The following is a 23,510-nucleotide window of genomic DNA, read 5'->3' as shown; positions in this document are numbered from 1 at the left end:
GGCGGGCGGTCCGGCCGGCACGCCGGTGACCAGGATGTCGTCCCGGTGGCGCGACGGGTGGGAGCCACTTCGGACGCACCGGCGGTTGCCCGCGCCCGTGGCGAATTCCCCGGGCGTTCCGGGGTACCCAGGGTCTGGCCGATCCCCGGACGCCATGGATGTTCTTCTTGGGTACGCTGAGCGGAGCACCAAGCCCGCCCACTCCGCGACAGCTCGCCGAGGGGCGCCCCTGACGGGCTGATCGGCGGGCCGGCTCAGCTCCCCGGCCCGCCGATCAGCTCCCTTCCGCCGCACGGAAGGGCCGCAACGAACGCGAGCCGCCGCCCGGATCACCGGACGGCGGCTCGTGTCGTGACGGGGTCACTTGCGCTTGCGGATCTCCTCGGCGGCCTGCGGGACGACCTTGAACAGGTCGCCGACCACACCGAAGTCGGCCAGCTCGAAGATCGGCGCCTCGCCGTCCTTGTTCACCGCGACGATCGTCTTCGAGGTCTGCATGCCGGCCCGGTGCTGGATCGCGCCGGAGATGCCCAGCGCGACGTAGAGCTGCGGGGAGACCGTCTTGCCGGTCTGGCCCACCTGGAACTGGTGCGGGTAGAAGCCGGAGTCGACGGCTGCGCGGGACGCGCCGACCGCGCCGCCGAGCAGGTCGGCCAGCTCCTCGACCAGCTTGAAGTTGTCGGCGTTGCCGACGCCCCGACCACCGGAGACGACCACCGACGCCTCGGTGAGCTCGGGGCGGGAGCCCTTCTGCTCGGCGACCCGCTCGACGACCTTGGCCAGCTTGTCCGCGTCGGAGACCGACACGGTGAGCTGCTCGACGGCCGGGGTGGCCGCGGCCGGGGTCGGGTTGAGCGAGTTGGGCCGGACGGTGACCAGCGGCAGGCCCTTGGTGACCTTGGACTTGACGATGGTGGAGCCGGCGAAGGCGACCTGGGTGGCGGTGCCGTCGGCGGCGAGGGACACCACGTCGGTCAGGATGCCGTTGTCCAGCTTGACCGCCAGGCGCGCGGCGATCTCCTTGCCCTCCTGGGAGGAGGCGAGCAGCACGGCGGCCGGCTGCACCCGCCGGACCAGCTCGGCCAGCACGGTGGCCTTCGGGGCCACCAGGTAGCCGTCGATCTCGTCACCCTCGGCGGCGTAGACCTTCGCCGCGCCGTACTCGCCCAGCTTGGCGCTCAGCGCCTCGGCGGCGCCGGCGCCACCGAGCACGACCGCGCTCGGGGTGCCCAGCTCGCGGGCGAGGGTGAGCATCTCCAGGGTGACCTTCTTGACGCCGAATTCCTTGGTGGCTTCGACGACGACGAGAACCTCAGACATGTCCAGACCTCTCACACGAACTTCTCGGTGGCGAGGAACTCGACCAGCTTCACGCCGCCCTCGCCCTCGTCGGTGACCTTGGTGCCGCCGGAGCGCGGCGGGCGCTTGGTGTGCTCGAGCACGGCGCTGGTGGCGCCGTCGAAGCCCACCTCGGCGGGGGCGACGCCGAGGTCACCCAGGGAGAGCGTCTGCACCGGCTTCTTCTTGGCGGCCATGATGCCCTTGAAGGACGGGTAGCGCGGCTCGTTGATGGTGTCCCAGACGGAGACGACGGCCGGGGTCGAGGCGGTGACCACCTCGTAGCCCTCCTCGGTCTGCCGCTCGACGGTCAGGGTGGCGCCGTCGACGGTGAGCTTGCGCGCGCCGGTCAGGGCGGCCACGCCCAGCCGCTCGGCGATCATGTGCGGCATGACCTGGACCCGGCCGTCGGTCGACTCGGCGCCGCAGATGACCAGGTCGGCACCCAGCTGGCCGAGGGCGGCGGCGAGCACCTTCGAGGTGGCCACGGCGCAGGACCCGTGCAGGGCGTCGTCGACCACGTGCACGGCCTTGTCCGGCCCCATGGAGAGCGCCTTGCGGATCGACTCGGTCGCCCGGTCCGGACCCATGGTCAGGATGGTGACCTCGCCGCCGTGGGCCTCCTTGATCTTCAAGGCCTCCTCGATGGCGTACTCGTCCATCTCGTTGATGACGTTGTTCGCCGAACCGCGGTCGACGGTGTTGTCGTCAGGACGCAGGTTGCGGTCCGCGCCCGAATCGGGCACCTGCTTGACGAGTACGACGATGTTCATCGCGCTTCGACGACCCTCCTGTTTGGTGTAGCGATCACTCGCCCGGTCACGGGCGCAGCCTCGCGCGTGGCTTAACGTTCGGTCAACCGCGCGGGGCTGTGCAGTTGCCCACGAAGCAATGTTACCCGCAAGTAGCTTCCGCTCTCCGGTGCCTCAGAGTGACACAGGTCACCGGACTCCGTCGCGCCGGGTAAGCTCCCGAAACATGGGGTTGACGGACATGTCGGAAAAGGGCGTTTCGGCGCAGGCCCCGGACGCGGCGGCCGGCCCCCGTACCAGCCGCCGGGCCTGCCGCCGGATGCTCCCGGACACCTACCGGTGTGCCTGCGGCCGGGTCCGTGACCGCTGCGTCCGGGCCAGCGTGCGGGCACTCTGGTCGGCCGGGACGGTCAGGCCGGCTCCGCCAGCGCATGCCTGATCTTGTCGATCACCGCAGCCTCGGCGGGCGCGACACCCCGGTGGGCCTGCGCCACCCGGTCGGCGGCGGCCAGCACCACCGACCGGTACGCGTCGACGTCCCCCGGTGACTTGGTCCGGAGGATCTCCACCGCCCGGCCCAGCGCCGGCAGCACGGTCGCCTCGATCTCCAGCGCCGAGTCCCGCGGCAGCTGCGGCAGCGGGCCGGTGGTGAGCGCCTCCTTGACCACCCCGCTGGCATCGCCCAGCGCCCCGGACGCGGCGATGCTCTCCCGCACCATGGCCAGCATCCCGGGCACCGCGTTGGAGACCAGGAAGACGGCCCCGAAGGCGCCGGTCTTGAGGGTGAGCTGCTCGTCCGCCGTCAACCGCTCCATGATCACGGAGTGTAGACGTACGGGGTGGTCGTGGTGACCGCAACGAGCCCGAGCCGCTCCAGGATCGGCCGGCTGTCCGGCGAGCAGTCCACCTGCAGCAGGGTCTTGCCGCGCTGCTCGGCCAACCGCGCCCGGTAGGCCACCAGCGCCCGGTAGATGCCCCTGCCCCGCCACTCCGGCAGCGTCGAGCCGCCCCAGAGCGTGGCGAAACCGGTGCCGCCCAGGTAGCGCACCCAACCGGCGCTGACCACGGTGTCGCCCGCCTCGGCCACCACGATCGTGATCGACTGCGGGTCGGCCTCGATCTCCCTGGCCAGCCCGGTCACCAGGTGGCTCCGGTCGTCGTTCCAGACCGCCTCCTCCATGGCGGCGATCCGTTCCAGGTCCTCCCGGGAGGTGACCTCGCGCAGGCGTACCCCCTCGGGCGGCATCGGGACGGCGGCGGCCAGGGCCGCGACCGGGCCGACCACGACGGTCTCCAGGTCCTCCGGCACGAAGCCGGCGGCGCGCAGCCGGTCGCCCAGGTCGGCCGGCTCGTCGTGCCCGTTCAGCTTCCACTCGACCGACTCGCCCCGGTCGCGGAAGAACTCGACCTGCCGGGCGATCAGCGCGTCCAGGTCGGCGCCGGCCAGCCCGCCCAGCGTCCGGTACGTGATGAAGCCGCGCTTGTCCAGGCCGAGGATCCGGACCAGCGGGCCGTCCCGGTCGACGGTCACCCCGGCCGGCAGCGGGTCCGGGATCTCCGGGCGGATCTGGGTGTCATACGCGTCGCGCAGGTTCCGCGCGTCAAGATCGGTCATCCCTTCAGGCTAGGCACCGGGCAAAGCGGATAATCGACAACGTGTGGGAGGCGATCAGGCGCTGGTTCGACCCGCGCGAGCTGCGGTCGGTCGGCAGCACGCCGGACTACCGCTTCTCGCTGGCCAACGAGCGGACCTTCCTGGCCTGGCTGCGCACCGGGCTGGCGCTGATCGCCGGCGGGCTGGCCGCCGCGCAGTTCCTCCCGCGGTTTCCGCTGGCCCACCTGCGCGAGGTGATCGCCGTCGCCCTGCTGCTGCTGGGCGCCGCGGTGGCGGTCCGGGCGGTGGACCACTGGTCCCGCACCGAGCGGGCCATCCGGCTGGGCGAGGAACTGCCCGCGTCCCGCTTCCCGGCCGTGCTGGCCCTGGTGGTCGCGGTCGGCGCGCTGCTGCTGGTGGTCGCCGTGCTGGTCCGGGGTCTCGGGTGAGCCGGGATCCGGGGCTGCAACCGGAACGTACCCGGCTGGCCTGGCGGCGGACGCTGCTCGCGGTCACCGCCGTCCTGGTGCTGGAACTCCGGCTGGCGTTCACCGGGCGCGTCTTCGACGCGCTGCTGGCCGGGCTGGCGGTGGCCGTCTGGCTGGGCGTGCTGGCGGTCGACTGGCGCCGGGCCACCGGTGTCGGGCTGCGGGGCGCGGGGCGCTGGTCGATCCCGCTCACCGCGCTGGCCACGGCCGGGCTGGCGCTGCTGGGCGTCCTGCACGTGCTGAGCGGGCTGCGCTGACCGTCCCCGGTGCGCCATGATGTCCGGCATGGTTCGCCTCTACGGGCTGCTCTTCCTGGCCCAGATCGTGCTCGCCGTCTGCGCGCTGATCAGCTGCCTCTCCGCCGAGGAGGGCGAGATCCGGGCGCTGCCCCGGGTCGCCTGGGTGCTGATCATCCTGTTCTTCCCGCTGGTCGGCTCGATCGCCTGGTTCGTCGCCGGTCGGGAGGCCGGCGCCCGGCGCCCCCGGACCGCCTGGCCGATGGGGAACGGCTTCTCCGAGCAGCACCGCCCCCGGCAGGTCGCGCCCGATGACGACCCCGAGTTCCTCTCCTCGCTTCGCGAGCGCGCCCGCCGGGACGACCAGGAGCTGCTCCGGCGTTGGGAGGACGACCTGCGCCGGCGCGAGGAGGACCTGCGCCGCCGCGAGGACGGGCGGGACCGGCCGGAGGTCTGAACGCAGCCGCCCGAGGCGGTGGCCGTCACACTCGACGCCTGAGCGCCCGCACCGCCAGCGGGGCGAAGACGGCGAGCAGCACGGCGGCCCAGATCAGCGACCGGGCCACCGGGCCGGCAACCGGGCCGGAGACCAGCAGTCCGCGCAGCGCGTCGGCCAGGATGGTGGCCGGGTTGATCTCCACCCAGTGCTGGAGCCAGGACGGCATCTTGTCGGTCGGCACGAACGCCTTGCTGGTGAAGGTGAGCGGGAAGATCACCATGAAGCCGAAGATCTGCAGCTGTCCGGCTCGCTGAGCGACCGCCGTCGCCGGTCACCCCGGCGACGGCGGTCGCGGCGTGTGGGTCAGGCCAGGTTCGACGACCGGGGGTACGCGTCGGCCGGGTCGGTCAGCACGTTGACCAGGTACGGAACGCCGGCGTCGAACGCGCGGGCCAGGGCCGGGCCGAGGTCGGCGGCCTTCTCCACCGTCTCGCCCGCGCCGCCGAGCGCCTCGACCACCTTGTCGTAGCGCAGCCCGGGCTGGAGGTCGGCGGCCACGTCGTAGCCGTACATGGCCCGCATCGGGTGCTTCTCCAGGCCCCAGATGCCGTTGTTGCCGACCACCATCACCACCGGGAGCCGCTGGCGGACCAGGGATTCCACGTCCATCAGCGAGAAGCCGGCCGCGCCGTCGCCCATCAGCACGCAGATCTGCCGGTCGGGGTGGCTGACCCGGGCGCCCATGGCGTAGCCCATCCCGGTGCCCAGGCAGCCGTACGGGCCGGGGTCGAGCCAGGTGCCGGGCTGGGCCGGCTCCAGGTACTTCCCCGCGTACGACACGAAGTCGCCGCCGTCGCCGATGGTGATCGCATCCCGGGCGAGCACCTTGCGCAGCTCGCCGTAGACCCGGGCCGGGCGGATCGGATCGATCTCGGCCGCCATCTCCTCCGCGTCGCGCGCCTTCGCGGCGTCCTCGGCCGTGCGCAGCTGGGCGACCCAGTCGGCGTGGTCGGCCCGGTCGCCGGGGTGCTCGGCGAACCCGGTGAGGATCAGCCGCAGGTCACCGGCGGGGGCGGCGGCCGGCTGGACGTGCCCCGCCCGCTGGCCGGGCGCGTCCACCACGTGCACCACCTGCGCGTCGCCGAAGTCGCCGAAGCCGAGCCGGAAGTCGAGCGGGGTGCCGACCACCACGACCACGTCGGCGTTCCTGAGCGCCACCCGGCGGGCCTTGGCGAAGGCGAGCGGGTGCTCCGGGGGCAGCGCGCCCCGGCCCATGCCGTTGGTGAAGACCGGCACCTGGAGCGACTCGGCGGCGGCCCGCAGCGCCTCGACGGCGTCGCCCGCGTACACGTCGGAGCCGGCGATGATCACCGGTCGGGACGCGCCGGCGATCAGGGCTGCGGCCTTGGCGACCTCGTCCGGGTCCGCCTCGATCGGGGCCGGCGGGGTGACCGCGGGCAGGTCGGCCTCGCCGACCGAGAAGACCGCCTCCAGGGGGAAGTCGAGGAAGGCCGGGCCGCGGTGCGGGGTGAGCGCGGCGGTGAGCGCCGCCGTGACCGCGCGCGGGATGTCGTCGGCGCTGAACACCGTCTCGGCGTGCTTGGTGACCGGGGCGACCAGCGGCAGGTGGTCCATCTCCTGGAGGCTGCCGGAGCCCCAGCGGAACTGCGGGGCCCGCCCGCCGAGCACCAGCACCGGCGAGGCGTTGAAGAACGCGCTGGTCAGGCCGGAGACGCCGTTGGTGACGCCGGGGCCGGCGGTGAGCACGGCCAGGCCGGGGCGACGCTGGAGCTTGGCCACCGCCTCGGCGGCGAAGACGGCGGACTGCTCGTGCCGGACGTCGTAGATCGGGAAGCCGGTCCGGTGCGCGGCGTCGTAGAGCGGGAAGACGTGCCCGCCGGAGAGGGTGAACATCTCCCGTACGCCGTGCGCGCGCAGCGCCGCGAGGGCCAGCTCGCCGCCGTGCCCCTCGACCCGTTCCGTCATCGCCACTTCCCTTCGTCATGACCGGAGTCACACGCTACTGGCCGGTAGGCGGGATGTGAACCGTTCTCGGGTCGGCGGCGGAGGGCCGCCGACCCGGATCGGCGGCTCAGCGGCCGGTGAAGCCCGGCTTACGCTTCTCCACGAACGCGGCCATGCCCTCGCGCCGGTCGTCGGTGGCGAACAGCGCCGCGAAGAGCTGGCTCTCCCAGGCCAGGCCGGAGTTGAGGTCCATGTCCAGGCCGCCGTCGACGGCCAGCTTGGCCGCCCGCAGCGCCTGCACCGGGCCGGTCAGGTACGGCTTCACGTAGGCGACGGCCGCCTCGTAGACCTCGGCGGCCGGCACCACCTGGTCGGCCAGGCCGATCCGCAGCGCCTCCGCGGCGTCGACCATCCGGCCCGTCATGATCAGGTCCTTGGCGCGGGCCGGGCCGACCAGGCGGGCCAGCCGCTGGGTGCCGCCGGCGCCCGGGATGATGCCGAGCTTGATCTCCGGCTGGCCGAGCTTGGCGTCCTCGGCCACGATCCGCCAGTCGCAGGCCAGGGCCAGCTCGCAACCGCCACCGAGGGCGTACCCGGTGATCGCCGCGACCACCGGCTTGGGGATCCGGGCGATCGCGCCCAGGGCGCTGGACAGGTCGGCGGCCCGGTCGGCCATGTCCACGTAGGACATGTCGGCCATCTCCTTGATGTCCGCGCCGGCGGCGAAGACCTTCTCCCCGCCATACACGATGACCGCGCGGACCTCGGTGTCGGCGGTGGCCGCCGCGGCGGCGGCGCGCAACTCCTCCTGCACCTGGGTGTTGAGCGCGTTCATCGGCGGCCGCTCCAGCCGGATGGTGCCGATGCCGTCCTTCACTTCCAGCCTGACGAACTCGCCCACGCTGCCCTCACTTCCTCGTCGAAGTCGCGTGCCAACCTTACGACCAGGGTCGTTGGGGTAAACAGTGGTGTCGACGGCTCCAGGTCGCTGCGCGGCGTCAGACGCGCCGAGATGGAGTTGTCGCAGCCCCTTCCCCGGGAGTGAGGCCATGATCACCTACTACGACGACCGTTCGGTCCAGGTCACCTCCACCGCCATCCGGGTGGACGGGCGCAGCTATCCCCTGGCCGAGCTGGGCGTGGTGTGGCACCGGCGGGGCAACCGCTCCTGGCGGGTGCTCGCCGGCCGGGGCGCGATCGGGGCGGCCCTCGCCGGCCCGCTGGTGGCCGCCGTGCTCGGCATCGGGCTGGCGGTCTGGCTGCACCGCTCCGCCGTGGTGACGATCGCCATCGTGGGGGCGTCCGTGCTGGTCGGCCTCGGCGTCGGGCCGCTCGCCGACGTGCTCTTCGAGCACCTCGACCGGTCGTATGCCCGGGGCAGCCGGGAGCTGGAGATGTGGGCGCGCTGGCGGGGCCGGCCGGTGCGGCTGCTGCACACCGGCGACGCGCTGCGCTTCGGCCAGATCTACCGGGCGGTGCAGCGGGCCATGGAGAGCGGGGCCCCCGGTCAGCGGGCCGGTCAGAAGGCGATCGGGCGGTCGGGCAGCAGCCCGAGGCCGCGCAGCAGGCCGTAGGTGTCCTGCTCGCCCCAGAACTGGACGATCCGTCCGCCGGCCAGCCGGTACATCTTGCAGGCGCTTTGCACCGTGGTGGCGCCCGTGGCGTCCCGCCGATACGTCTGCGCCATCGAGACCACCACCCGGTCCCCGGCCGCGAAGATCTCCAGGATCTCCTGGTCGAGCACGGTCAACCCGGGCGAGGAGACGGCCGCCTCGGGATACCGCCGGCCGCGTACCGCCGTGCCCGAGCCGTAGATCTCCACGTCCTCGGCGACCACCTCGGCCAGCTCGGCCAGGTCCTTGGTGACGAAGGTCCGCAGTTGACGTTCTCTCCGCCCTAGAGGGCGAAGATTCCCTGCACGCTGCGCGTCGGACACGCGGCGTCTGGGCGGATTCCTGTTTCACGGCGCGGTGCCGGCACGGATGCCGGTCTTACCTGCGCTCCACAGGCGTTTAGGCTCTCGGCGCGTCCCGCCGCGAGCACGTTGATCGCCGCGTTGACGTCCCGGTCGTGGACTGACCCGCACGGGCAGGTCCACGACCGGACGGACAGCGGCTTGGGTCCGTCGAGCCGGCCGCAGGCCGAGCAGGTCTGCGACGTCGGCGCGAACCGGTCGATCTTGGCAAAGGTTCGCCCGTACCGGGCGGCCTTGTACTGCAGCATCGCAGTGAACGACGCCCAGCCGGCGTCGTGCACCGACTTCGCCAGCCGAGTGCGGCCGAGACCAACCACGCACAGGTCCTCGACGAACACCGCTTGGTTGTCGCGGATGATCGTCGTGGAGAGCTTGTGCTGCCAGTCCCGCCGGGTGTCGGCCACCCGGGCGTGTGCCTTCGCGACCTTGACGACGGCCTTCGTGCGGTTCGCGCTGCCCCGCTGCTTGCGGGACAGGTTCTGCTGCAGTCGGCGCAGCTTGCGGGCGGCGCGGCGCAGGAATTTCGGCGCCGCTATCTTCGTGCCGTCCGACAGCACCGCGAAGTGGGTCAGCCCCAGGTCGATGCCCACCTCGCTGCCGGCCCGCGGCAGCGGCTCGTCGGGGGCGGCCACCACGAACGAGGCGAAGTACCGCCCGGCCGCGTCCTTGATGATCGTGACCGAGGTGGGATCCGCCGGCAGTGCCCGTGACCACCGCACCACCAGGTCGCCGATCTTCGGCAGCCGCAGCCGACCGCTGTCCAGCACCTTGAACCGGGCATTGGCGGTGAACCGGATGGCCTGCCGGTTGTCCTTACGCGAACGAAACCGGGGCGGGGCGACCTTGCGGCCCTTGCGCTTGCCGCTGATCGAGGAGAAGAAGTTCCGGTAGGCGGTGTTCAGGTCCGCAATAGCCTGCTGGAGCACCACCGCCGAGACCTCGCCCAGCCATTGACGCTCGACCGTCTTCTTCGCCTCGGTGATCACCCGCTTGGACAGCTCGCCGTCAGACACGTACGGCAGCCCGTCCTCGCGCGCCGACTGGCGGATACGCAGCCCATCGTTGAACACAACCCGCGCACACCCGAACGCCCTAGCCAACGCCTCCTGCTGTGCGGGCGTCGGGTAGACGCGGTAGTTATACCGAAGCTGCACGTTGGACAGTCTGGCATCGGCCTATGACACAGATTGGGGACATTCGGAGCGGCAGGCACTGCGTTTTCGTCCTGCACGCTTACTTGGTCTTCGTGACCAAGTTTCGGCACAAGGTGCTCGGCGACCGGCACCTGACCCGCCTGGAGGAGATCATGCGGGCGGTGTGCGCCGACTTCGAGTGCGAACTGATCGAGTTCAACGGCGAAGGCGAGTACATGCATCTGCTGGTCAACTTCCCGCCCAAGGTCGCCCTCTCGAAGCTGGTCAACAGCCTCAAGGGCGTGCCCTCGCGGCGGATGGGGCAGGAGTTCCCCGACCTGGGCCGCCACTACCACCAGGCCAACAGGCTCTGGTCGGCCTCGTACTTCGCCGGGTCCGTCAGCGGCGCACCCCTGACCATCCTGCACCAGTACGTCGAACAGCAGAACCGGCCAGGCTAGAACCCATGGCTTGCGTGGGAGGGACGGTTCTGTCCGAGCCCACCCCATGAAGGGCGGAGCACTGACCCGCATCTAGGTAGCGCCGGACCACCTCGACGTTGCGCTCCTGCTCAGTGCTGGCCGCCTCGGTCCGGTCCGCCATGCCGGGACGCTACCCCGGGCGACCCCCGTCCCCACTGCCCTGCCCCTCCGGGGCGCGCCGCCGCACACCGTCCCCTCTGGACTCTGGGCGGTTAGGCTGAGTGATGACCATCTATTACCGGGACGGCGCGGTACAGGTCACCTCCGAGGTCATCCACGCCGGCGGGCACGTCGTCGCGCTCGCCGACGTCACGTACGTCTGGCACGCCCGCGGCGCGACCACCCTGGCGGTGCGGGGCCGGGTCCTGGGGCGCGGCGTGCTGGTCCTGCTGCTGTCGCTGCCGCCGCTCGTGGCGCTGGTCTGCGTGCTCTCGCTGGCCTGGGCCGCGCAGGACCGGGGCGACTGGAAGCTGGCGCTGGTCATCCTGGCCGCCTTCGTGGTGGTCGGGCTGGCCCTGACCCCGTTCCTGGAGGTGCCGCTGGGCTGGCTGGACCGCTCCTACGAGCGGGGCAACCGGGTGCACGAGCTCTGGGTGCAGCACCACGGGCGGGAGGTGCTGCTGCTGCGCACGCCCGACGCGCTGCGGTTCGGCCAGATCTACCGGGCCGTGCAGCGCGCCGTCGAGCAGCAGGGCGACCACCGCTGATCGCCGACGGGCGGTCCTGGCCGGCGGAACGCACACTGGGTGGCATGGCGATTCCCCTCCCCCGCCCCGGCGCCGTCGTCGGGCTCACCCGTTCCGCCCTGGACCAGGCGTTCGGCTCGGCCGCCGCGTTCGCCGCCGTGCCCGCCCGCGCCTTCGCGGTGCTCGACGAGGTGGAGGCGCTGCTGCGGCGGATCAACGGGGTGGTCGACCGGATCGAGGGCACCCTGGACCGCACCGACCGGGTGCTCGACGACGCGGACGCCGCGGTCCGGGAGGTGGCCGTGATCAGCGCCGCGGCCACCGAGGCGATCGGGACCGCCACCGACGTCGCCACGGCCGCCGCCACCGTGGTGGGCGAGGCCGACCGGGTGGCCCGGGCGGCGGCGATCCTGGTCGCCGAGGCCGACGCGGTGGCCGCCCGGGCCGCCGGCACGGTGGTCGTCGCCGAGGAGGCGGCCGGCACCGCGGCCGAACTGCTGGGCGCGTACGAGCCGGCGCTGCGCCGGGGCGCGCCCATGGCGAGCCGGTTCATCGAGCAGCTCAGCCCGGAGGAGGTGACCGCGGCGATCCGGCTGGTCGACGAGCTGCCGAAGCTGAAGGAGCACCTGACCTCGGACGTGCTGCCGATCCTGGCCACCCTGGACCGGGTCGGCCCGGACCTGCACGACCTGCTGGCCGTCACCCGCGACCTCAAGCTGGCGGTGGCCGGCATCCCCGGGCTCGGCATGCTGCGCCGGCGGGGCGAACGCCTCGCCGACGAGCCGGTCGACTGACCCGGTCAGCAGTCGCAGGAGATCGCCGACCGGGGCGCGGTCAGCTCGTCCACCCGGCGGCGTACCGTGCCGGTCGGGGTGACCACCGGCAGCCCCTCCCGCGCCCAGTACTCGAAGCCGCCGATCATCTCCTTCACCGGCCGGCCGAGCCGGGCGAACTCCAGCGCCGCCCGGGTCGCGCCGTTGCAGCCCGGCCCCCAGCAGTACGTCACGACCGTCGACCCGGCCGGCACCAGCTCGGCGCCCCGGGTGGCGATCTCGGCGGTGGGCAGGTGCAGGGCGCCCGGCAGGTGGCCCTGCCGCCAGGCGGCGTCGCCCCGGGAGTCGACCACCACCAGCCCGGGTGTGGCGGCCTCCAGCGCGGCGTGCACGTCGCTGACGTCGGTCTCGAAGCTGAGTCGGGCGTGGAAGTGGGCGGCGGCGGTCGCCGGGTCGGCCGGCGGCACGGAGAAGGTCATGCCCCGATCCTTCGGCCCCTCGGGACACCGGCGGGAGTGGCCTGATCGCCGTCCTTCGCTAACATCCCGCCATGACCTCCGTCGACCGGTCCGTGGCGGTGCTCGCGTACCCGGGGATGTCGGTCTTCGAGACCGGCATCGTGACCGAGGTGTTCGGGCTGCCCCGGCCCGAGCTGGAGGTCGACTGGTACCGGCTCACCGTCTGCGCGGAGCGTCCCGGGCCGGTGCCGGTCGTCGGCGGGCCGCCCTGCACACCCCGTACGGCCTGGACACCCTCGCCGCGGCCGGCACGGTGATCCTGCCCGGGGTGCCGGACGTGACCGTCGACCCGTCGCCGGAGCTGGTGGCCGCGCTGCGCCGGGCGCACCGCCGGGGCGCGCGGCTCATGTCGATCTGCTCCGGCGCCTTCGCCCTGGCCGGCGCCGGCCTGCTCGACGGCCGGCGGGCCACCACCCACTGGCGGTACGCCGACCTGCTGGCCCGCCGCCACCCGGCGGTCACGGTCGACCCCGACGTGCTCTACCTCGACGACGGCGACATCCTGACCAGCGCGGGCAGCGCTGCCGGGCTGGACCTCTGCGTGCACGTGGTCCGGCGCGACTTCGGCGCGGCGGTCGCCAACGCGGTGGCCCGCCGGCTGGTGATCCCGCCGCACCGCGACGGCGGGCAGGCCCAGTTCATCGAGGCGCCGGTGAGCGTCGACCCGGACGACGACCGGATCGCCGCGAGCCTGGCCTGGGCGGTCCGCCACCTGGCCGAGCCGCTGAGCGTGGCGGCGCTGGCCCGGCAGGCGCACCTGTCGACCCGCAGCTACCTGCGGCACTTCGCCCGGGCCACCGGGACCAGCCCGATCCGGTGGCTGATCGACCAGCGGGTGCGGGCCAGCCTGGCGCTGCTGGAGACGACCGACGCCCCGGTGGCCGAGATCGCGGCGGCGGTGGGCTTCGACAGCCCGGTCACCTACCGGCACCACTTCGGCCGGGCCATGCGGACGTCGCCGTCGGCGTACCGGCGGGCGTTCCGGGCCGGCGCCGCCGAGGTCAGACCGGCCGGCTGAACAGCTCGTCGATCTCCACCCGGCGGGGCAGCGCCACCGAGGCGCCCAGCTTGCGGACGCAGGCCGCCCCGGCCGCCGCCGCCCAGTGCACCGCCTCGACCAGCTCGCGCCCCTCGCCCCAGGCCACCGCCAGGGCGGCCGTGAAGGCGTCGCCGGCGGCGGTGGAGTCGACCACGTCGACCTTCACGGCCGGGACGTGCACCGCCGGCCGGTCGCGCGCGACGTACCAGGCGCCGTGGCCGCCGAGGGTGAGCACCGCCCGGGGCACCAGTTCCAGCAGCGCCGCCGGCTCGTCGGGGCCCCGGCCGGTGAGCGCGTGCGCCTCGGTCTCGTTGACCACCAGCAGGTCGGTCGCGGCCAGCAGCTCCGCCGGCACCGGCCGGGCCGGCGCCGCGTTGAGCACCACCCGGGTGCCGGCCGACCGGGCCGCCAGCGCCGCCGCGGTCACCGTCTCGACCGGCACCTCGAGCTGCGCGACCAGCACGTCCGCCTCGCGTACGGCGGCCAGCTCGCCCTCGGTGAGGCCGGTGAACGCGTCGTTGGCGCCGGGGGTGACCAGGATGGCGTTCTCCCCGGCGCCGCCGACCATGACCAGGGCGACGCCGGAGGAGCCGTACACCACCCGGAGGTGGCCGGTGTCGACGCCGGCCGCGGTGATCCGGGCCTTGAGGGTGACCCCGAAGGCGTCGGAGCCGATCGCGCCGAGGAAGACGCAGGAGGCGCCGGCCCGCACGGCGGCGACGGCCTGGTTGGCGCCCTTGCCGCCGGGCAGCATGACGAAGTCGCTGCCGAGCACGGTCTCCCCCGGCCGGGGCAGCGCGGCGGCGATGCCGACCAGGTCCATGTTCGCGCTGCCCACCACGGCGACCCGGGTCTGCTGCACGGCGTCGTCTCCCGTCGGGCTCAGGCGGCGCGCGCGGTCCAGCGCTCGCCGGCCCGCGCGACGACCAGCGGCAGGCCGAACGTCTTCGACAGGTTGTCGGCGGTGAGCGTCTCGGCGAGCAGGCCCTGCGCCACGACGCCACCCTCGCGCAGCAGCAGCGCGTGGGTGAAGCCCGGCGGGATCTCCTCGACGTGGTGGGTCACCAGCACCATGGCCGGGGCATCCGGGTCGTACGCCAGCTCGGCGAGCCGGGCGACCAGGTCCTCGCGGCCACCCAGGTCGAGCCCGGCGGCCGGCTCGTCGAGCAGCAGCAGCTCCGGGTCGGTCATCAGGGCCCGGGCGATCTGCACCCGCTTGCGCTCGCCCTCGGAGAGCGTGCCGTAGGTCCGCTCGGCGAGGTGGGCGACGCCGAGCTGGCCGAGCAGCGCCCGGGAGCGCGCTTCGTCGGTGCGGTCGTAGCTCTCCCGCCAGCGGCCCACCACCGACCAGGCCGCGGTCACCACGACGTCGGTGACCCGCTCGTCGGTGGGGATCCGCTCGGCCAGGGTGGCGGTGGAGAGGCCGATCCGGGTGCGCAGCTCGTTGACGTCGGTGCGGCCGATGCGCTCGCCGAGCACGTGCGCCGCGCCGGTGGTCGGGTGCAGCCGGCCGGCGGCCAGGTTGAGCAGGGTGGTCTTGCCGGCGCCGTTCGGGCCGAGCACCACCCAGCGTTCGTCCAGCTCGACCCGCCAGTCGACGTCCTGGAGCAACGCGCTGCCGGAGCGCCTGACGCCGACCCCGTCGAGGCTGACCACCAGATCCGCGTCCACGGGTGAGGGGGCGGGGGCGCCGGCGGCGCCGGGGATCAGGTCACCAGTCACGCTGCCATCCAACCACGCAGCCGGCCCGGTGCCCCCCACGGGCGGCGTCGCGGCCATAGGGTGGGGCGCCGTGTCGTTGGTCACCATCTCGGGAGGACACCGAATGCCGGACCGCTGCCGGGAGGCATGCGGATGAGCGCGGTCATCGAGATCGCCGGTCTCCGCAAGACGTTCCACACCCTGCGTCAGGGACGCCGGGTCGCCGTCGACGGCTTCGACCTGCTGGTCGAGGCCGGGCAGGTGCACGGCTTCCTGGGGCCCAACGGCTCGGGGAAGACCACCACGCTGCGCGCCCTGCTCGGGCTGGTCCGGGCCGACGCGGGCCGGATGAGCGTGCTCGGGGCCACTTCCCCGGAGCGGCTGTCCGACGTGGCCGGGCGGGTCGGCGCGATCGTGGAGAGCCCGCAGTTCTTCGGCAACTTCACCGCCCACCGGACGCTGCGGCTGCTGGCCCTGGCCGGCGGCGTGCCCACCACCCGGGTCGACGAGGTGCTGGAGCAGGTCGGCCTGCGGGAGCGGGGCGACGAGCGGGTGAAGGGTTACTCGCTGGGCATGAAGCAGCGGCTGGCGGTCGCCTCGGCGCTGCTGAAGGACCCGGAGCTGCTGATCCTGGACGAGCCGGCGAACGGCCTGGACCCGGCCGGCATCCGGGAGATGCGGGACCTGATGCGGTCGCTCGCCGCGGCCGGGGTGACCGTGCTGCTCTCCAGCCACATCCTGGCCGAGATCCAGCTCATCTGCGACCACGTGACGATCATCAGCCAGGGCCGGCGGGTCGGGTACGGGCCGGTGGACGAGGTGCTGGCCGGCTTCGACCAGCACCAGTGGCAGGTCCGGGTGGCCGAGCCCGAGCGGGCCGTGGAGCTGCTCGGCCGCGCCGGGCTGGCGGTGGCCGCCCATCCCGACCACCTGGTGGTGACCGGGGTCGTCGACCCCGAGCTGATCAGCCGCACGCTGGGCGAGCAGGGCCTCTGGGTACGCGAGCTGATCCCGCTGCGGCCGGATCTGGAGAGCGTCTTCCTGGAGCTGACCGGCGACCATCCGCACCCGGCGCTGCCCCGCCAGGTGGACGGGGCCCCGCCGTTCGACGGAGTGATCGACCTGGACGTCCGGGAGAGCCGGGAGGTGGACGCGTGAACCTGGTCCGTGCCGAGCTGGAGCGGCTGGCCGCCCGCCGCTTCGTGCAGCTCATGGTGCTGCTGCTGGCGGTCGCCTTCGCGGTGACCGTGGCGACCACGCTGGCCGGCTCGCACCGGCCCACCCCGGTGGAGCTGAGCCGGGCCCAGGCGCAGGCCGCCGAGGAGGTGCGCAACCTGGAGCTGGCGCATGACCGCTGCCTGCGGATCAAGGCGGGCACCGTGATGCCGGACGAGAATGACTACCTGCCCCGGGACTGCGCGCAGATCGACCCGGCCCTGATGGAGCGGCTGCCCGCCCCCTCCAACTACCTCAGCGGGGTGTTCGTGTTCGCCAACGAGGCCGAGCCGCTGCTCTACTTCCTGATCGCGTTCCTGGCGATGTTCGGGTTCCTGGTCGGCGCCTCCTACATCGGCGCCGACCTGAACTCGGGCGGCGTGGTCAACCTGCTGCTCTGGCGACCGCGCCGGTTCGCGGTGCTCGGCGCGAAGCTGGGCACGCTGCTCGGCGGGCTGCTCGGGCTCTCCGCGGTGGCGTCGGTGGCGTACCTCGGGGTGTTCTGGCTGATCGGCCAGGCGTCCGGGCTCGCCGGCCGGCTCGGTGGCGACTTCTGGTCGTCGCTCGGTGCCGTCTGGGTGCGGGGCCTGGTGCTGGTGCTGCTCGCCGGGGCGCTCGGCTTCGCCATGGCCACGCTGGGCCGGCACACCTCGGCGGCGCTCGGCACGGTGGCCGCCTACCTGGTGGTGTGGGAGCTGGGCGCCCGGCTGGTGTTCCAGATCCTGTCGGTGGCCCGGCCGGAGCGGTTCATGCTCTCCAGCTACCTGGCGGCCTGGCTCGGCGGCGAGGTCCAGTTCTGGGACGGTACCGCCTGCGACGGTGGCGTCACGGGCTTCTGCGACGGCTCCTACACGCTGGGCTGGGCGCCGGGGCTGGTGGTCCTGCTCGCCCTGACCGCTGCCCTGGTCGTGGCGGCCTTCGCGGTGTTCCGCCGCCGCGACCTGGTCTGAGCCGCGAGGGTGCGGCCCCCGGCCCGGGGCCGCACCGTCAACTCCTTGCAGAGGCTGGCCGCCTCGTGAAGAATTCCTTCACATGGCGGCGTGGGCGACGACGGGCCGGCGGTCAGCCGACCGTCGAGCCGAACACCTCGTCGCGCACGGCGTCCAGGGCGGTGCGCAGCGCGCCGCGCAGGATCGGCTCCTCGGTCAGCCCGGTGCTCACCACGCGCGGCCGGACCAGGGTGATCGCGGCGACCTCGTGCTGCACCCGCTCGGCCAGCGCCGCCCCGCCGGCCCGCCCCACCTCGCCCGCCAGCACCACCAGCGGCGGGTCGAGCACCACGCAGGTGCTCGCCACCCCGAGCGCCAGCCGGCGGGCCAGTTCGTTCAGCATCGCTCCGCCCGCGGTGCCCGCGGCGATGGCCGCGCGCACCGCGTCGGCCGCGCCGGCCTCGGCGAAGCCGTGCTCGGCGGCCACCGCGCGGACCGCATCGGCCCCCGCGAGCTGCTGGAACGCCGGCTTGGCCCGCTTCGACACATCGCGCGGGATGGGTACGCCGGGCACCGGCAGGTAGCCGATCTCGCCGGCCGCGCCGCTGCTGCCGTGGTGCAGCCGCCCGCCCAGCATGATCGCCAGGCCGACACCGGCGTCCAGCCAGACCAGCACGAAGTCCGCCGTGCCCTGAGCCGCGCCGGACTGGGCCTCGGCCACGGCGGCCAGGTTCACGTCGTTCTCGAAGACCACCGGGGTGTGCAGGTCCTCGCGGAGCGCGGCGAGCAGGCCGCGGTGCCAGCGCGGCAGGTTGAACGCGAAGGTGATGTCGCCGGTGCCCGGGTCGACCAGGCCGGGGGTGCCCAGCACGATCCGCCGCACGCTGGACAGCTCCGCCCCGGCGCTACTGGCCGCCCGGACCACCGCGTTGTGCACCACGCCGACCGGGTCGTCGGTGTCCCTCGTGGACTGCTCGACCCGGCCCACCACCGCACCGGTGATGTCGGCGCAGGCGGCCACCACGCGCTCGGCCCCGACATCCACCCCGACCACGTACGCGCTGCCCGGGCGGACCGCGTAGAGCTGGGCGTTCGGGCCCCGCCCGCCGGCCTGCTCACCGACCCGGGTGACCAGGCCGCGTTCCTCCAGCCGTTCGACGAGCTGGGACGCGGTGACCTTGGAGAGCCCGGTCAGCTCGCCGATCCGCGCCCGGGTCAGTGGCCCCTGCTCGAGCAGCAGCTCCAGCGCCGCGCGATCGTTGAGCGCCCGCAACAGTCGGGGGGTGCCGGGCAGCCGGGTCGCACTCATGCCACGTCCTCAATTTTCAGTAAGGTCTCTAACCACAAAACGCCTGCCGAGGTGTCCGTAGCGTATCGGCCGCCCCCATCCGGGGCCGTCGGACGACCCGGCAGGGAAAGGGGATACTCGTGGGGTTGGATCCAGGACTCCGGCAGCTCGCGCTGGGCACGCTGCTGGCGGCGTACCCCGGCCCGGTCCCGCCCGACTGGGCGGTCGACCTGCTCGCCGACGGGCTCGCCGGGCACACCCTGTTCGGCACCAACATCCACGATCCCGCCCAGGTGGCGGCGACCACCGCGGCGCTGCGCGCCGGCCGGCCGGACGTGCTCATCGCGATCGACGAGGAGGGCGGGGACGTCACCCGGCTGGCGCACGCCACCGGCAGCCCGTACCCGGGCAACGCCGCCCTCGGCGCGGTCGACGACCCGACCCTGACCCGCCAGGTCTACGCGGCGATCGGCGCGGAGCTGGCCGCCCTCGGCATCAACCTGGACCTCGCGCCCACCGTCGACGTGAACACCGCCGACGAGAACCCGGTGATCGGCACCCGCTCCTTCGGCGCCGACCCGCACCGGGTGGCCACCCACTCGGCCGCCGCGGTCGCCGGCCTCCAGTCCGCCGGGGTGGCCGCCTGCGCCAAGCACTTCCCCGGGCACGGCGCGACGGTCGCCGACTCCCACTACGAGCTGCCCACCGTCGACGTGCCGCCGGCCGTGCTGCGCGAGCGCGACCTGCCGCCGTTCGCCGCGGTGGTCGACGCCGGGGTACGCGCCGTCATGACCGCGCACATCCGGGTGCCCGCGCTGACCGGCGACGGTCCGGCCACCTTCAGCCGGGCGGTCCTGGTCGACCTGCTGCGCGGCGAGTACGGCTTCACCGGCGCGGTGATCACCGACGCCCTGGAGATGAAGGGTGCCGCGCTGGCCGCCGGCGGGGTGGGACCGGCCGCGGTCCGCGCCCTGGCCGCCGGGGCGGACCTGCTCTGCATCGGCGCCAAGGTCGACGCCGGCCTGGTGGAGCACGTGGTCGAGGAGATCGTCGGCGCGCTCGCCGACGGCCGGCTGGACCGGGCCCGGGTCGAGGAGGCCGCCGGCCGGGCCGCCGAGCTGGCCGCCTGGACCGCCGCGGGCGGCGCCGCGGCCACCACCCCGGACGGCCTCGGCTACGCCGCCGCCCTGCGCGCGGTGCGCGTCGAGGGCGACGTCACCGGCCTGGCCGCCCCGCTGGTGGTGCAGGTGCACGCCACCTCCACCATCGCCGAGGGGCGGGTGCCGTGGGGGTTGGGTCCGCACCTGGCCGGGGCCGAGGAGGTCCGCGCGGTCGCCGGCGAGACCGACCCGGACGAGCTGCGCGAGCTGGCCGGAGACCGGCCCATCGTGCTGGTCGGCCGCCACCTGCACCGGCTGCCCGGGGCGCGGGAACTGGTCGACGCGCTGGCCGCCACGCACCCGGTGACCGTGGTGGAGATGGGCTGGCCGAGCGGCTGGCGGCCGACCGGCGCCCGGGCCTTCGTCACCACCTACGGCGCCAGCCATGCCAACGGGCACGCGGCCGCACAGGTGCTCGGCCTGGCTGGCTGAGGTCTGCCCGGCCACGTTCCGGGGTAAACGGTCCGGATGACCGCCACCGACCCCTGGCACCGGGCCCTGGCCGACCTGGCCTCCCGGTCGCACCGCGTGCCGCCGGACGCGCTGCCCGCGGCGGTGGCCGCGGCGGTGCGCGACCTCGGCATGGCCATGACCATCTACGTGGTGGACGTCGAGCAGGAGCTGCTGCGGCCACTGCCCGAGCCGGGAAGACCGCTGCCCGAGCCGCTGCCGATCGACGCCAGCCTGCCCGGCCGCGCCTACACCGAGGTGCGGGTGCGGGCGGGGCAGGACGGCCGGCTCTGGGTGCCGATCGTCAACGGCACCGACCGGTTGGGCATGCTGGAGGTCGCGCTGCCGGCCGGGGCGGACCCGGACGACCCCGCCCTCCGGGACGGCTGCCGGACGATCGCCGGCCTCGTCGGACACCTGCTGACCAGCAAGACCGCGTACGGAGACGGCCTGCAGCGCGCCCGGCGGAGCGAACCGATGGCGGTCTCCGCCGAGTTGCTCTGGCAGCTGCTCCCGCCGCTGACCTTCGCCGGCGACACGGTGGCCGTCAGCGCGATCCTGGAGCCCTCCTACGAGGTGGGCGGGGACGCGTTCGACTACGCGCTGGACGGTGACCGGCTCGCGCTCGCGGTGCTGGACGGGGTCGGGCACGGGCTGCCGGCGACGCTGACCACTGTGGTGGCGCTCGCCGCGCTGCGGGCCGCCCGGCGCACCGGCGGCGGGCTGGCGGAGCAGGTCGCCGCGGTGGAGGCGGCCCTGCGTAGCCAGTGGCGGGACGGGCGGTTCGTGACCGCGGTCCTGGCCGAGGTGGAGGTCGACACCGGCCGGGTCCGGTACGTCAACGCCGGGCACCCCGCCCCGGTGCTGCTACGCCGGGGACGGGCCGTGCGCGCCCTGACCGGCGGGCGGCGCCCGCCGCTCGGCCTGGACCTGCCGGGCGCCGAGCCGGGCGAGGCCCGGCTGGAGCCGGAGGACCGGCTGCTGCTCTACACCGACGGGGTGACCGAGGCGCGCGACGCGGCCGGGGAGATGTTCGGACTGCCCCGGCTCGCCGACCTGGCCGAGCGGCACATCGGCTCGGAGCTGCCCGCAGCGGAGACGCTGCGCCGGCTGAGCCGGGCCGTGGCCACGTACCGGGGCACCGCCTCGCGTGACGACGCCACCATGGTGCTGCTGGAGTGGTCCGGCGCGGCGGCGGCGCGGACGGAGCCCTGAGCCGGTCTACCGCAACCGGCGCCAGCCGGGCTCGACGGTGGAGCTGCCGTCGCCCCTCCCGCCCGACCAGCCCAGCAGGACGTCGACCGCGGTGATCCGCAGCACCCGGGCCACCAGCGGCTGCGGGTCGGTCACCCGGAGGGTGGCGCCCCGGCCGACCGCCTCCGCCGCCCCGCGCATCAGGGCGGCCACCCCGGTCGAGTCGAGGAACGGGACCGCGGCGAGGTCGACCACGACCTCCACCACACCGGGCCGCTCCAGCGCCTCGTCGAGCGCCCGGTCGAACGCGGCGGCCGCGGCCATGTCGAGGTCGCCGACCGGGCTGAGGACCAGCCGACCCGCACCCCTGTCCCGCGTACCGATCCGCATGATCCGCCCGTCCGCTCCGACAACGCCGCCGTGACCATACCGGCCGCGCGCAAGCCGACCTACTTGAACGTGTTCAAAGACTGCCGTACGCTGAGCTCGACTTCAATTTGAACGCGTTCAAGAAAGGTGGCGGGGATGGACGTCAAGGTCTGGATGTACCTGGCCTACCTGGCGATCAGCATCGGGCTGACCGTCTGGGTGGCCCGGGCGCTCTCTCGCAACGGGCTGGTGTTCCTGGAGGACGTGTTCGCCGACAAGCGGCTGGCCGACGCGGTCAACAGCCTCCTGGTGGTCGGCTTCTACCTGCTCAACCTCGGCTTCGTCACGGTGGCCATGAAGGAGGCCGGCCCGGTGGGCGACACCAGCCAGGCCCTGGAACAGCTCTCCTTGAAGGTGGGCTGGGTGCTGCTGGTCCTCGGCGCGCTGCACTTCTTCAACGTCTTCGCGCTCGGCCGCTACCGGCGCGGGCGGCTGCGCCAGCAGGCGGCCGCCCACCCGCCGCTCGCCCCGGTCGGCTACCTCCCGCCGCAGGGCGGCCCCCGACCGGTCAACCCGGCCGGACCGGCGCCGGGGCAGACGCCGCCCGCCCCGCCACGATGACGCTCGCCCAGGGCGGGCGCCCGACGGATCCCACCGGGCACGGGGCCGGTGGGATCCGCGGGTTCACCGTCCTCTACGACGCGCACTGCCCGCTGTGCCGGGCCGCCCGGCAGTGGCTCGCGTCGCGCGCCCAGCTCGTACCCCTGGAGTTCGTGCCGGCCGGGTCGGCGGAGGCCCGGCGGCGCTTCCCCGGGCTCGACCACGACGCCACGCTGCGGGACCTGACCGTGGTGGCCGACACCGGCGCGGTCTACGCGGGCGACGGCGCCTGGTTCGCCTGCCTCTGGGCCCTGGCCGACCACCGCGCGACGGCGGAACGGCTGGCCCGTCCGCACCTGCTGCCGCTGGCCCGGCGGGTGGTGACGACCGCCGCCGCGGTACGTGAGCTCGTCCGGGAACCGCGGCCGGACCCGGGATACGGTGACGACGATGACCGAGCAGACTGCGCCGACGACCGCTGCGGGCGGCCCGAGCACCGGGGCGACGGCCCGGGGTGAGCAGACCCGCCAGCTGATCCTGGACACCGCGATGCGGCTGTTCCGCGAGCGGGGCTACGCGCGCACCACCATGCGCGCCATCGCCCAGGAGGCCGGCGTGGCGGTGGGCAACGCCTACTACTACTTCGGCTCCAAGGAACACCTGATCCAGGAGTTCTACGCGGGCACCCAGCGGGAACACCGGGAGGTGGCCGCGCCGGCGCTGGCCCGGGAGCGGGACTTCGCCGCCCGGCTGGCCGCCGTGCTGCACGCCGGGGTGGACGTGCTGACGCCGTACCACTCGTTCGCCGCCAGCTTCTTCAAGACCGCGGCCGAGCCGACCTCGCCGCTGAGCCCGTTCTCCGCCGAGTCGTCCGGCGCGCGAGAGGCGTCGGTGGCGCTCTTCCGCGAGGTGCTGGAGGGCTCGGCCGCCAAGGTGGACGACGAGCTGCGTGAGCCCCTGCCGGAGCTGCTCTGGCTCGGCTACATGGGCGTGGTGCTCTACTGGGTGCACGACCGCTCCCCCGACCAGGCCAAGACCCGCCAGCTCATCGACGGCGCGGTCCCGCTGGTCGACCGGCTGGTCGGGCTCTCCCGGCTCCGGGTCCTGCGCCCGGTGACCCGGCAGGTGGTCACCCTGATCCGCACGCTGCGTCACTGACCGCTCCGAACCACCCCGTCGGACTGAA

Annotated in this window: 27 protein-coding genes and 2 pseudogenes; 15 read left to right on the top strand and 14 right to left on the bottom strand. The window is 74.0% G+C overall.

The genetic code is table 11. The features are described from left to right. Positions 1-360 precede the first annotated feature (360 nt). The 4 genes from AC0OLQ_RS07750 to AC0OLQ_RS07735 form a co-directional block, all read right to left on the bottom strand. Complete coding sequence (locus AC0OLQ_RS07750) at positions 361-1,320, bottom strand: electron transfer flavoprotein subunit alpha/FixB family protein (protein ID WP_357344347.1); 960 nt, start codon at positions 1,318-1,320, stop codon at positions 361-363. Positions 1,321-1,331: 11 nt separating this feature from the next. Next, positions 1,332-2,111 carry an electron transfer flavoprotein subunit beta/FixA family protein gene (locus AC0OLQ_RS07745; protein ID WP_357344349.1) on the bottom strand — a complete coding sequence of 260 codons (780 nt, stop codon included), beginning with the start codon at positions 2,109-2,111 and terminating at the stop codon, positions 1,332-1,334. A 389-nt stretch (positions 2,112-2,500) separates the two neighbouring features. Further along, on the bottom strand, positions 2,501-2,905 hold the full coding sequence (locus tag AC0OLQ_RS07740) for a hypothetical protein (RefSeq protein ID WP_357344351.1): 405 nt from the start codon (positions 2,903-2,905) through the stop codon (positions 2,501-2,503). A 2-nt stretch (positions 2,906-2,907) separates the two neighbouring features. Further along, the gene (locus tag AC0OLQ_RS07735) at positions 2,908-3,705 is read right to left on the bottom strand and encodes a GNAT family N-acetyltransferase (protein WP_484530787.1); all 798 of its coding nucleotides are present in this window, start codon (positions 3,703-3,705) and stop codon (positions 2,908-2,910) included. Between the two features lie 41 nt (positions 3,706-3,746). On the opposite strand from AC0OLQ_RS07735, the gene AC0OLQ_RS07730 reads away from it, so the two are divergent. Genes AC0OLQ_RS07730 through AC0OLQ_RS07720 form a run of 3 tightly spaced genes read left to right on the top strand, consistent with a single transcriptional unit; the run spans position 3,747 to position 4,865 of the window. After that, positions 3,747-4,133, top strand: a complete 387-nt coding sequence (locus tag AC0OLQ_RS07730) for a DUF202 domain-containing protein (protein ID WP_357344356.1) — start codon at positions 3,747-3,749, stop codon at positions 4,131-4,133. Next, positions 4,130-4,429, top strand: a complete 300-nt coding sequence (locus AC0OLQ_RS07725) for a DUF202 domain-containing protein (RefSeq protein ID WP_484530786.1) — start codon at positions 4,130-4,132, stop codon at positions 4,427-4,429. Before AC0OLQ_RS07730 ends, AC0OLQ_RS07725 begins: the two co-directional genes overlap by 4 nt. Before the next feature lie 28 nt (positions 4,430-4,457). Continuing rightward, entirely contained in the window at positions 4,458-4,865 is a 408-nt protein-coding gene (locus AC0OLQ_RS07720; RefSeq protein ID WP_357344361.1) for a PLD nuclease N-terminal domain-containing protein, read from the top strand. A gap of 25 nt (positions 4,866-4,890) precedes the next feature. Here AC0OLQ_RS07720 and AC0OLQ_RS07715 read toward each other — a convergent pair. The 3 genes and pseudogenes from AC0OLQ_RS07715 to AC0OLQ_RS07705 all read right to left on the bottom strand — a co-directional run. Further along, positions 4,891-5,157 (bottom strand): annotated as a pseudogene (locus AC0OLQ_RS07715) (ABC transporter permease); the annotation flags it as partial. 53 nt (positions 5,158-5,210) lie between these two features. Beyond that, positions 5,211-6,833: an acetolactate synthase gene (locus AC0OLQ_RS07710; protein ID WP_484530785.1), complete on the bottom strand. Its 1,623-nt coding sequence runs from the start codon at positions 6,831-6,833 to the stop codon at positions 5,211-5,213. Positions 6,834-6,939: 106 nt separating this feature from the next. Next, on the bottom strand, positions 6,940-7,713 hold the full coding sequence (locus AC0OLQ_RS07705) for an enoyl-CoA hydratase-related protein (RefSeq protein WP_484530784.1): 774 nt from the start codon (positions 7,711-7,713) through the stop codon (positions 6,940-6,942). Between the two features lie 148 nt (positions 7,714-7,861). Between AC0OLQ_RS07705 and AC0OLQ_RS07700 the strand changes: the two genes are divergently transcribed. Then, entirely contained in the window at positions 7,862-8,386 is a 525-nt protein-coding gene (locus tag AC0OLQ_RS07700) for a DUF6232 family protein (protein ID WP_484530783.1), read from the top strand. Here the strand turns inward: AC0OLQ_RS07700 and AC0OLQ_RS07695 are convergent. Then, the gene (locus AC0OLQ_RS07695; RefSeq protein ID WP_484530782.1) at positions 8,332-8,649 is read right to left on the bottom strand and encodes a nuclear transport factor 2 family protein; all 318 of its coding nucleotides are present in this window, start codon (positions 8,647-8,649) and stop codon (positions 8,332-8,334) included. The two genes, AC0OLQ_RS07700 and AC0OLQ_RS07695, sit on opposite strands and share 55 nt — an antisense overlap. Positions 8,650-8,708: 59 nt before the next feature. Beyond that, a complete protein-coding gene (locus AC0OLQ_RS07690) occupies positions 8,709-9,941 on the bottom strand; it encodes an RNA-guided endonuclease InsQ/TnpB family protein (RefSeq protein ID WP_484530781.1) in 1,233 nt (410 codons plus the stop codon). Positions 9,942-9,964: 23 nt separating this feature from the next. On the opposite strand from AC0OLQ_RS07690, the gene tnpA reads away from it, so the two are divergent. The 3 genes from tnpA to AC0OLQ_RS07675 all read left to right on the top strand — a co-directional run bounded on the left by tnpA (position 9,965) and on the right by AC0OLQ_RS07675 (position 11,882). Next, complete coding sequence (gene tnpA / locus AC0OLQ_RS07685) at positions 9,965-10,381, top strand: IS200/IS605 family transposase (protein WP_484530780.1); 417 nt, start codon at positions 9,965-9,967, stop codon at positions 10,379-10,381. 245 nt (positions 10,382-10,626) lie between these two features. Then, complete coding sequence (locus AC0OLQ_RS07680) at positions 10,627-11,109, top strand: DUF6232 family protein (RefSeq protein WP_484530779.1); 483 nt, start codon at positions 10,627-10,629, stop codon at positions 11,107-11,109. A gap of 44 nt (positions 11,110-11,153) precedes the next feature. Beyond that, a complete protein-coding gene (locus AC0OLQ_RS07675) occupies positions 11,154-11,882 on the top strand; it encodes a hypothetical protein (RefSeq protein ID WP_484530778.1) in 729 nt (242 codons plus the stop codon). Between the two features lie 5 nt (positions 11,883-11,887). Here the strand turns inward: AC0OLQ_RS07675 and AC0OLQ_RS07670 are convergent, their stop codons facing one another. Continuing rightward, positions 11,888-12,340: a rhodanese-like domain-containing protein gene (locus tag AC0OLQ_RS07670; RefSeq protein ID WP_357344379.1), complete on the bottom strand. Its 453-nt coding sequence runs from the start codon at positions 12,338-12,340 to the stop codon at positions 11,888-11,890. 71 nt (positions 12,341-12,411) lie between these two features. Here AC0OLQ_RS07670 and AC0OLQ_RS07665 point away from each other — a divergent pair. Next, positions 12,412-13,397, top strand: a pseudogene (locus AC0OLQ_RS07665) (helix-turn-helix domain-containing protein). On the opposite strand, the gene AC0OLQ_RS07660 reads toward AC0OLQ_RS07665, so the two are convergent. Further along, the gene (locus AC0OLQ_RS07660) at positions 13,381-14,280 is read right to left on the bottom strand and encodes a ribokinase (protein ID WP_484530777.1); all 900 of its coding nucleotides are present in this window, start codon (positions 14,278-14,280) and stop codon (positions 13,381-13,383) included. The pseudogene AC0OLQ_RS07665 and the gene AC0OLQ_RS07660 overlap by 17 nt on opposite strands. Positions 14,281-14,300: 20 nt before the next feature. Further along, positions 14,301-15,197, bottom strand: a complete 897-nt coding sequence (locus AC0OLQ_RS07655; protein ID WP_484532296.1) for an ABC transporter ATP-binding protein — start codon at positions 15,195-15,197, stop codon at positions 14,301-14,303. A 75-nt stretch (positions 15,198-15,272) separates the two neighbouring features. On the opposite strand from AC0OLQ_RS07655, the gene AC0OLQ_RS07650 reads away from it, so the two are divergent. Continuing rightward, positions 15,273-16,277 carry an ATP-binding cassette domain-containing protein gene (locus tag AC0OLQ_RS07650; RefSeq protein WP_484530776.1) on the top strand — a complete coding sequence of 335 codons (1,005 nt, stop codon included), beginning with the start codon at positions 15,273-15,275 and terminating at the stop codon, positions 16,275-16,277. Next, positions 16,274-17,284 (top strand): ABC transporter permease subunit, encoded by a 1,011-nt coding sequence (locus tag AC0OLQ_RS07645; RefSeq protein WP_484530775.1) that lies wholly within the window; start codon positions 16,274-16,276, stop codon positions 17,282-17,284. The genes AC0OLQ_RS07650 and AC0OLQ_RS07645 overlap by 4 nt, the downstream gene beginning before the upstream one ends. A gap of 112 nt (positions 17,285-17,396) precedes the next feature. Here the strand turns inward: AC0OLQ_RS07645 and AC0OLQ_RS07640 are convergent, their stop codons facing one another. Continuing rightward, positions 17,397-18,572: an ROK family transcriptional regulator gene (locus tag AC0OLQ_RS07640; RefSeq protein WP_484530774.1), complete on the bottom strand. Its 1,176-nt coding sequence runs from the start codon at positions 18,570-18,572 to the stop codon at positions 17,397-17,399. Between the two features lie 119 nt (positions 18,573-18,691). Here AC0OLQ_RS07640 and AC0OLQ_RS07635 point away from each other — a divergent pair, with 119 nt between their 5' ends. Together AC0OLQ_RS07635 and AC0OLQ_RS07630 are read left to right on the top strand one after the other, a co-directional pair. Next, entirely contained in the window at positions 18,692-20,143 is a 1,452-nt protein-coding gene (locus tag AC0OLQ_RS07635) for a glycoside hydrolase family 3 protein (protein WP_484530773.1), read from the top strand. 36 nt (positions 20,144-20,179) lie between these two features. Then, positions 20,180-21,376 (top strand): PP2C family protein-serine/threonine phosphatase, encoded by a 1,197-nt coding sequence (locus AC0OLQ_RS07630; RefSeq protein WP_484530772.1) that lies wholly within the window; start codon positions 20,180-20,182, stop codon positions 21,374-21,376. Between the two features lie 6 nt (positions 21,377-21,382). Here the strand turns inward: AC0OLQ_RS07630 and AC0OLQ_RS07625 are convergent, their stop codons facing one another. Beyond that, complete coding sequence (locus tag AC0OLQ_RS07625; RefSeq protein ID WP_484530771.1) at positions 21,383-21,745, bottom strand: STAS domain-containing protein; 363 nt, start codon at positions 21,743-21,745, stop codon at positions 21,383-21,385. A gap of 135 nt (positions 21,746-21,880) precedes the next feature. Between AC0OLQ_RS07625 and AC0OLQ_RS07620 the strand changes: the two genes are divergently transcribed. The 3 genes from AC0OLQ_RS07620 to AC0OLQ_RS07610 are packed head-to-tail and all read left to right on the top strand — an operon-like array spanning position 21,881 to position 23,482. Continuing rightward, positions 21,881-22,345, top strand: coding sequence for a hypothetical protein (locus tag AC0OLQ_RS07620; RefSeq protein WP_484530770.1), 465 nt, complete (start codon positions 21,881-21,883; stop codon positions 22,343-22,345). Continuing rightward, complete coding sequence (locus tag AC0OLQ_RS07615) at positions 22,342-22,842, top strand: thiol-disulfide oxidoreductase DCC family protein (protein WP_484530769.1); 501 nt, start codon at positions 22,342-22,344, stop codon at positions 22,840-22,842. Before AC0OLQ_RS07620 ends, AC0OLQ_RS07615 begins: the two co-directional genes overlap by 4 nt. Further along, positions 22,775-23,482, top strand: a complete 708-nt coding sequence (locus tag AC0OLQ_RS07610) for a TetR/AcrR family transcriptional regulator (RefSeq protein WP_357344400.1) — start codon at positions 22,775-22,777, stop codon at positions 23,480-23,482. Before AC0OLQ_RS07615 ends, AC0OLQ_RS07610 begins: the two co-directional genes overlap by 68 nt. The last annotated feature ends 28 nt before the right edge of the window (positions 23,483-23,510 follow it).

It is taken from the genome of Micromonospora sp. Utrum1 (genome assembly GCF_057197805.1).
This window is presented reverse-complemented; position numbering and strand designations above follow the sequence as displayed.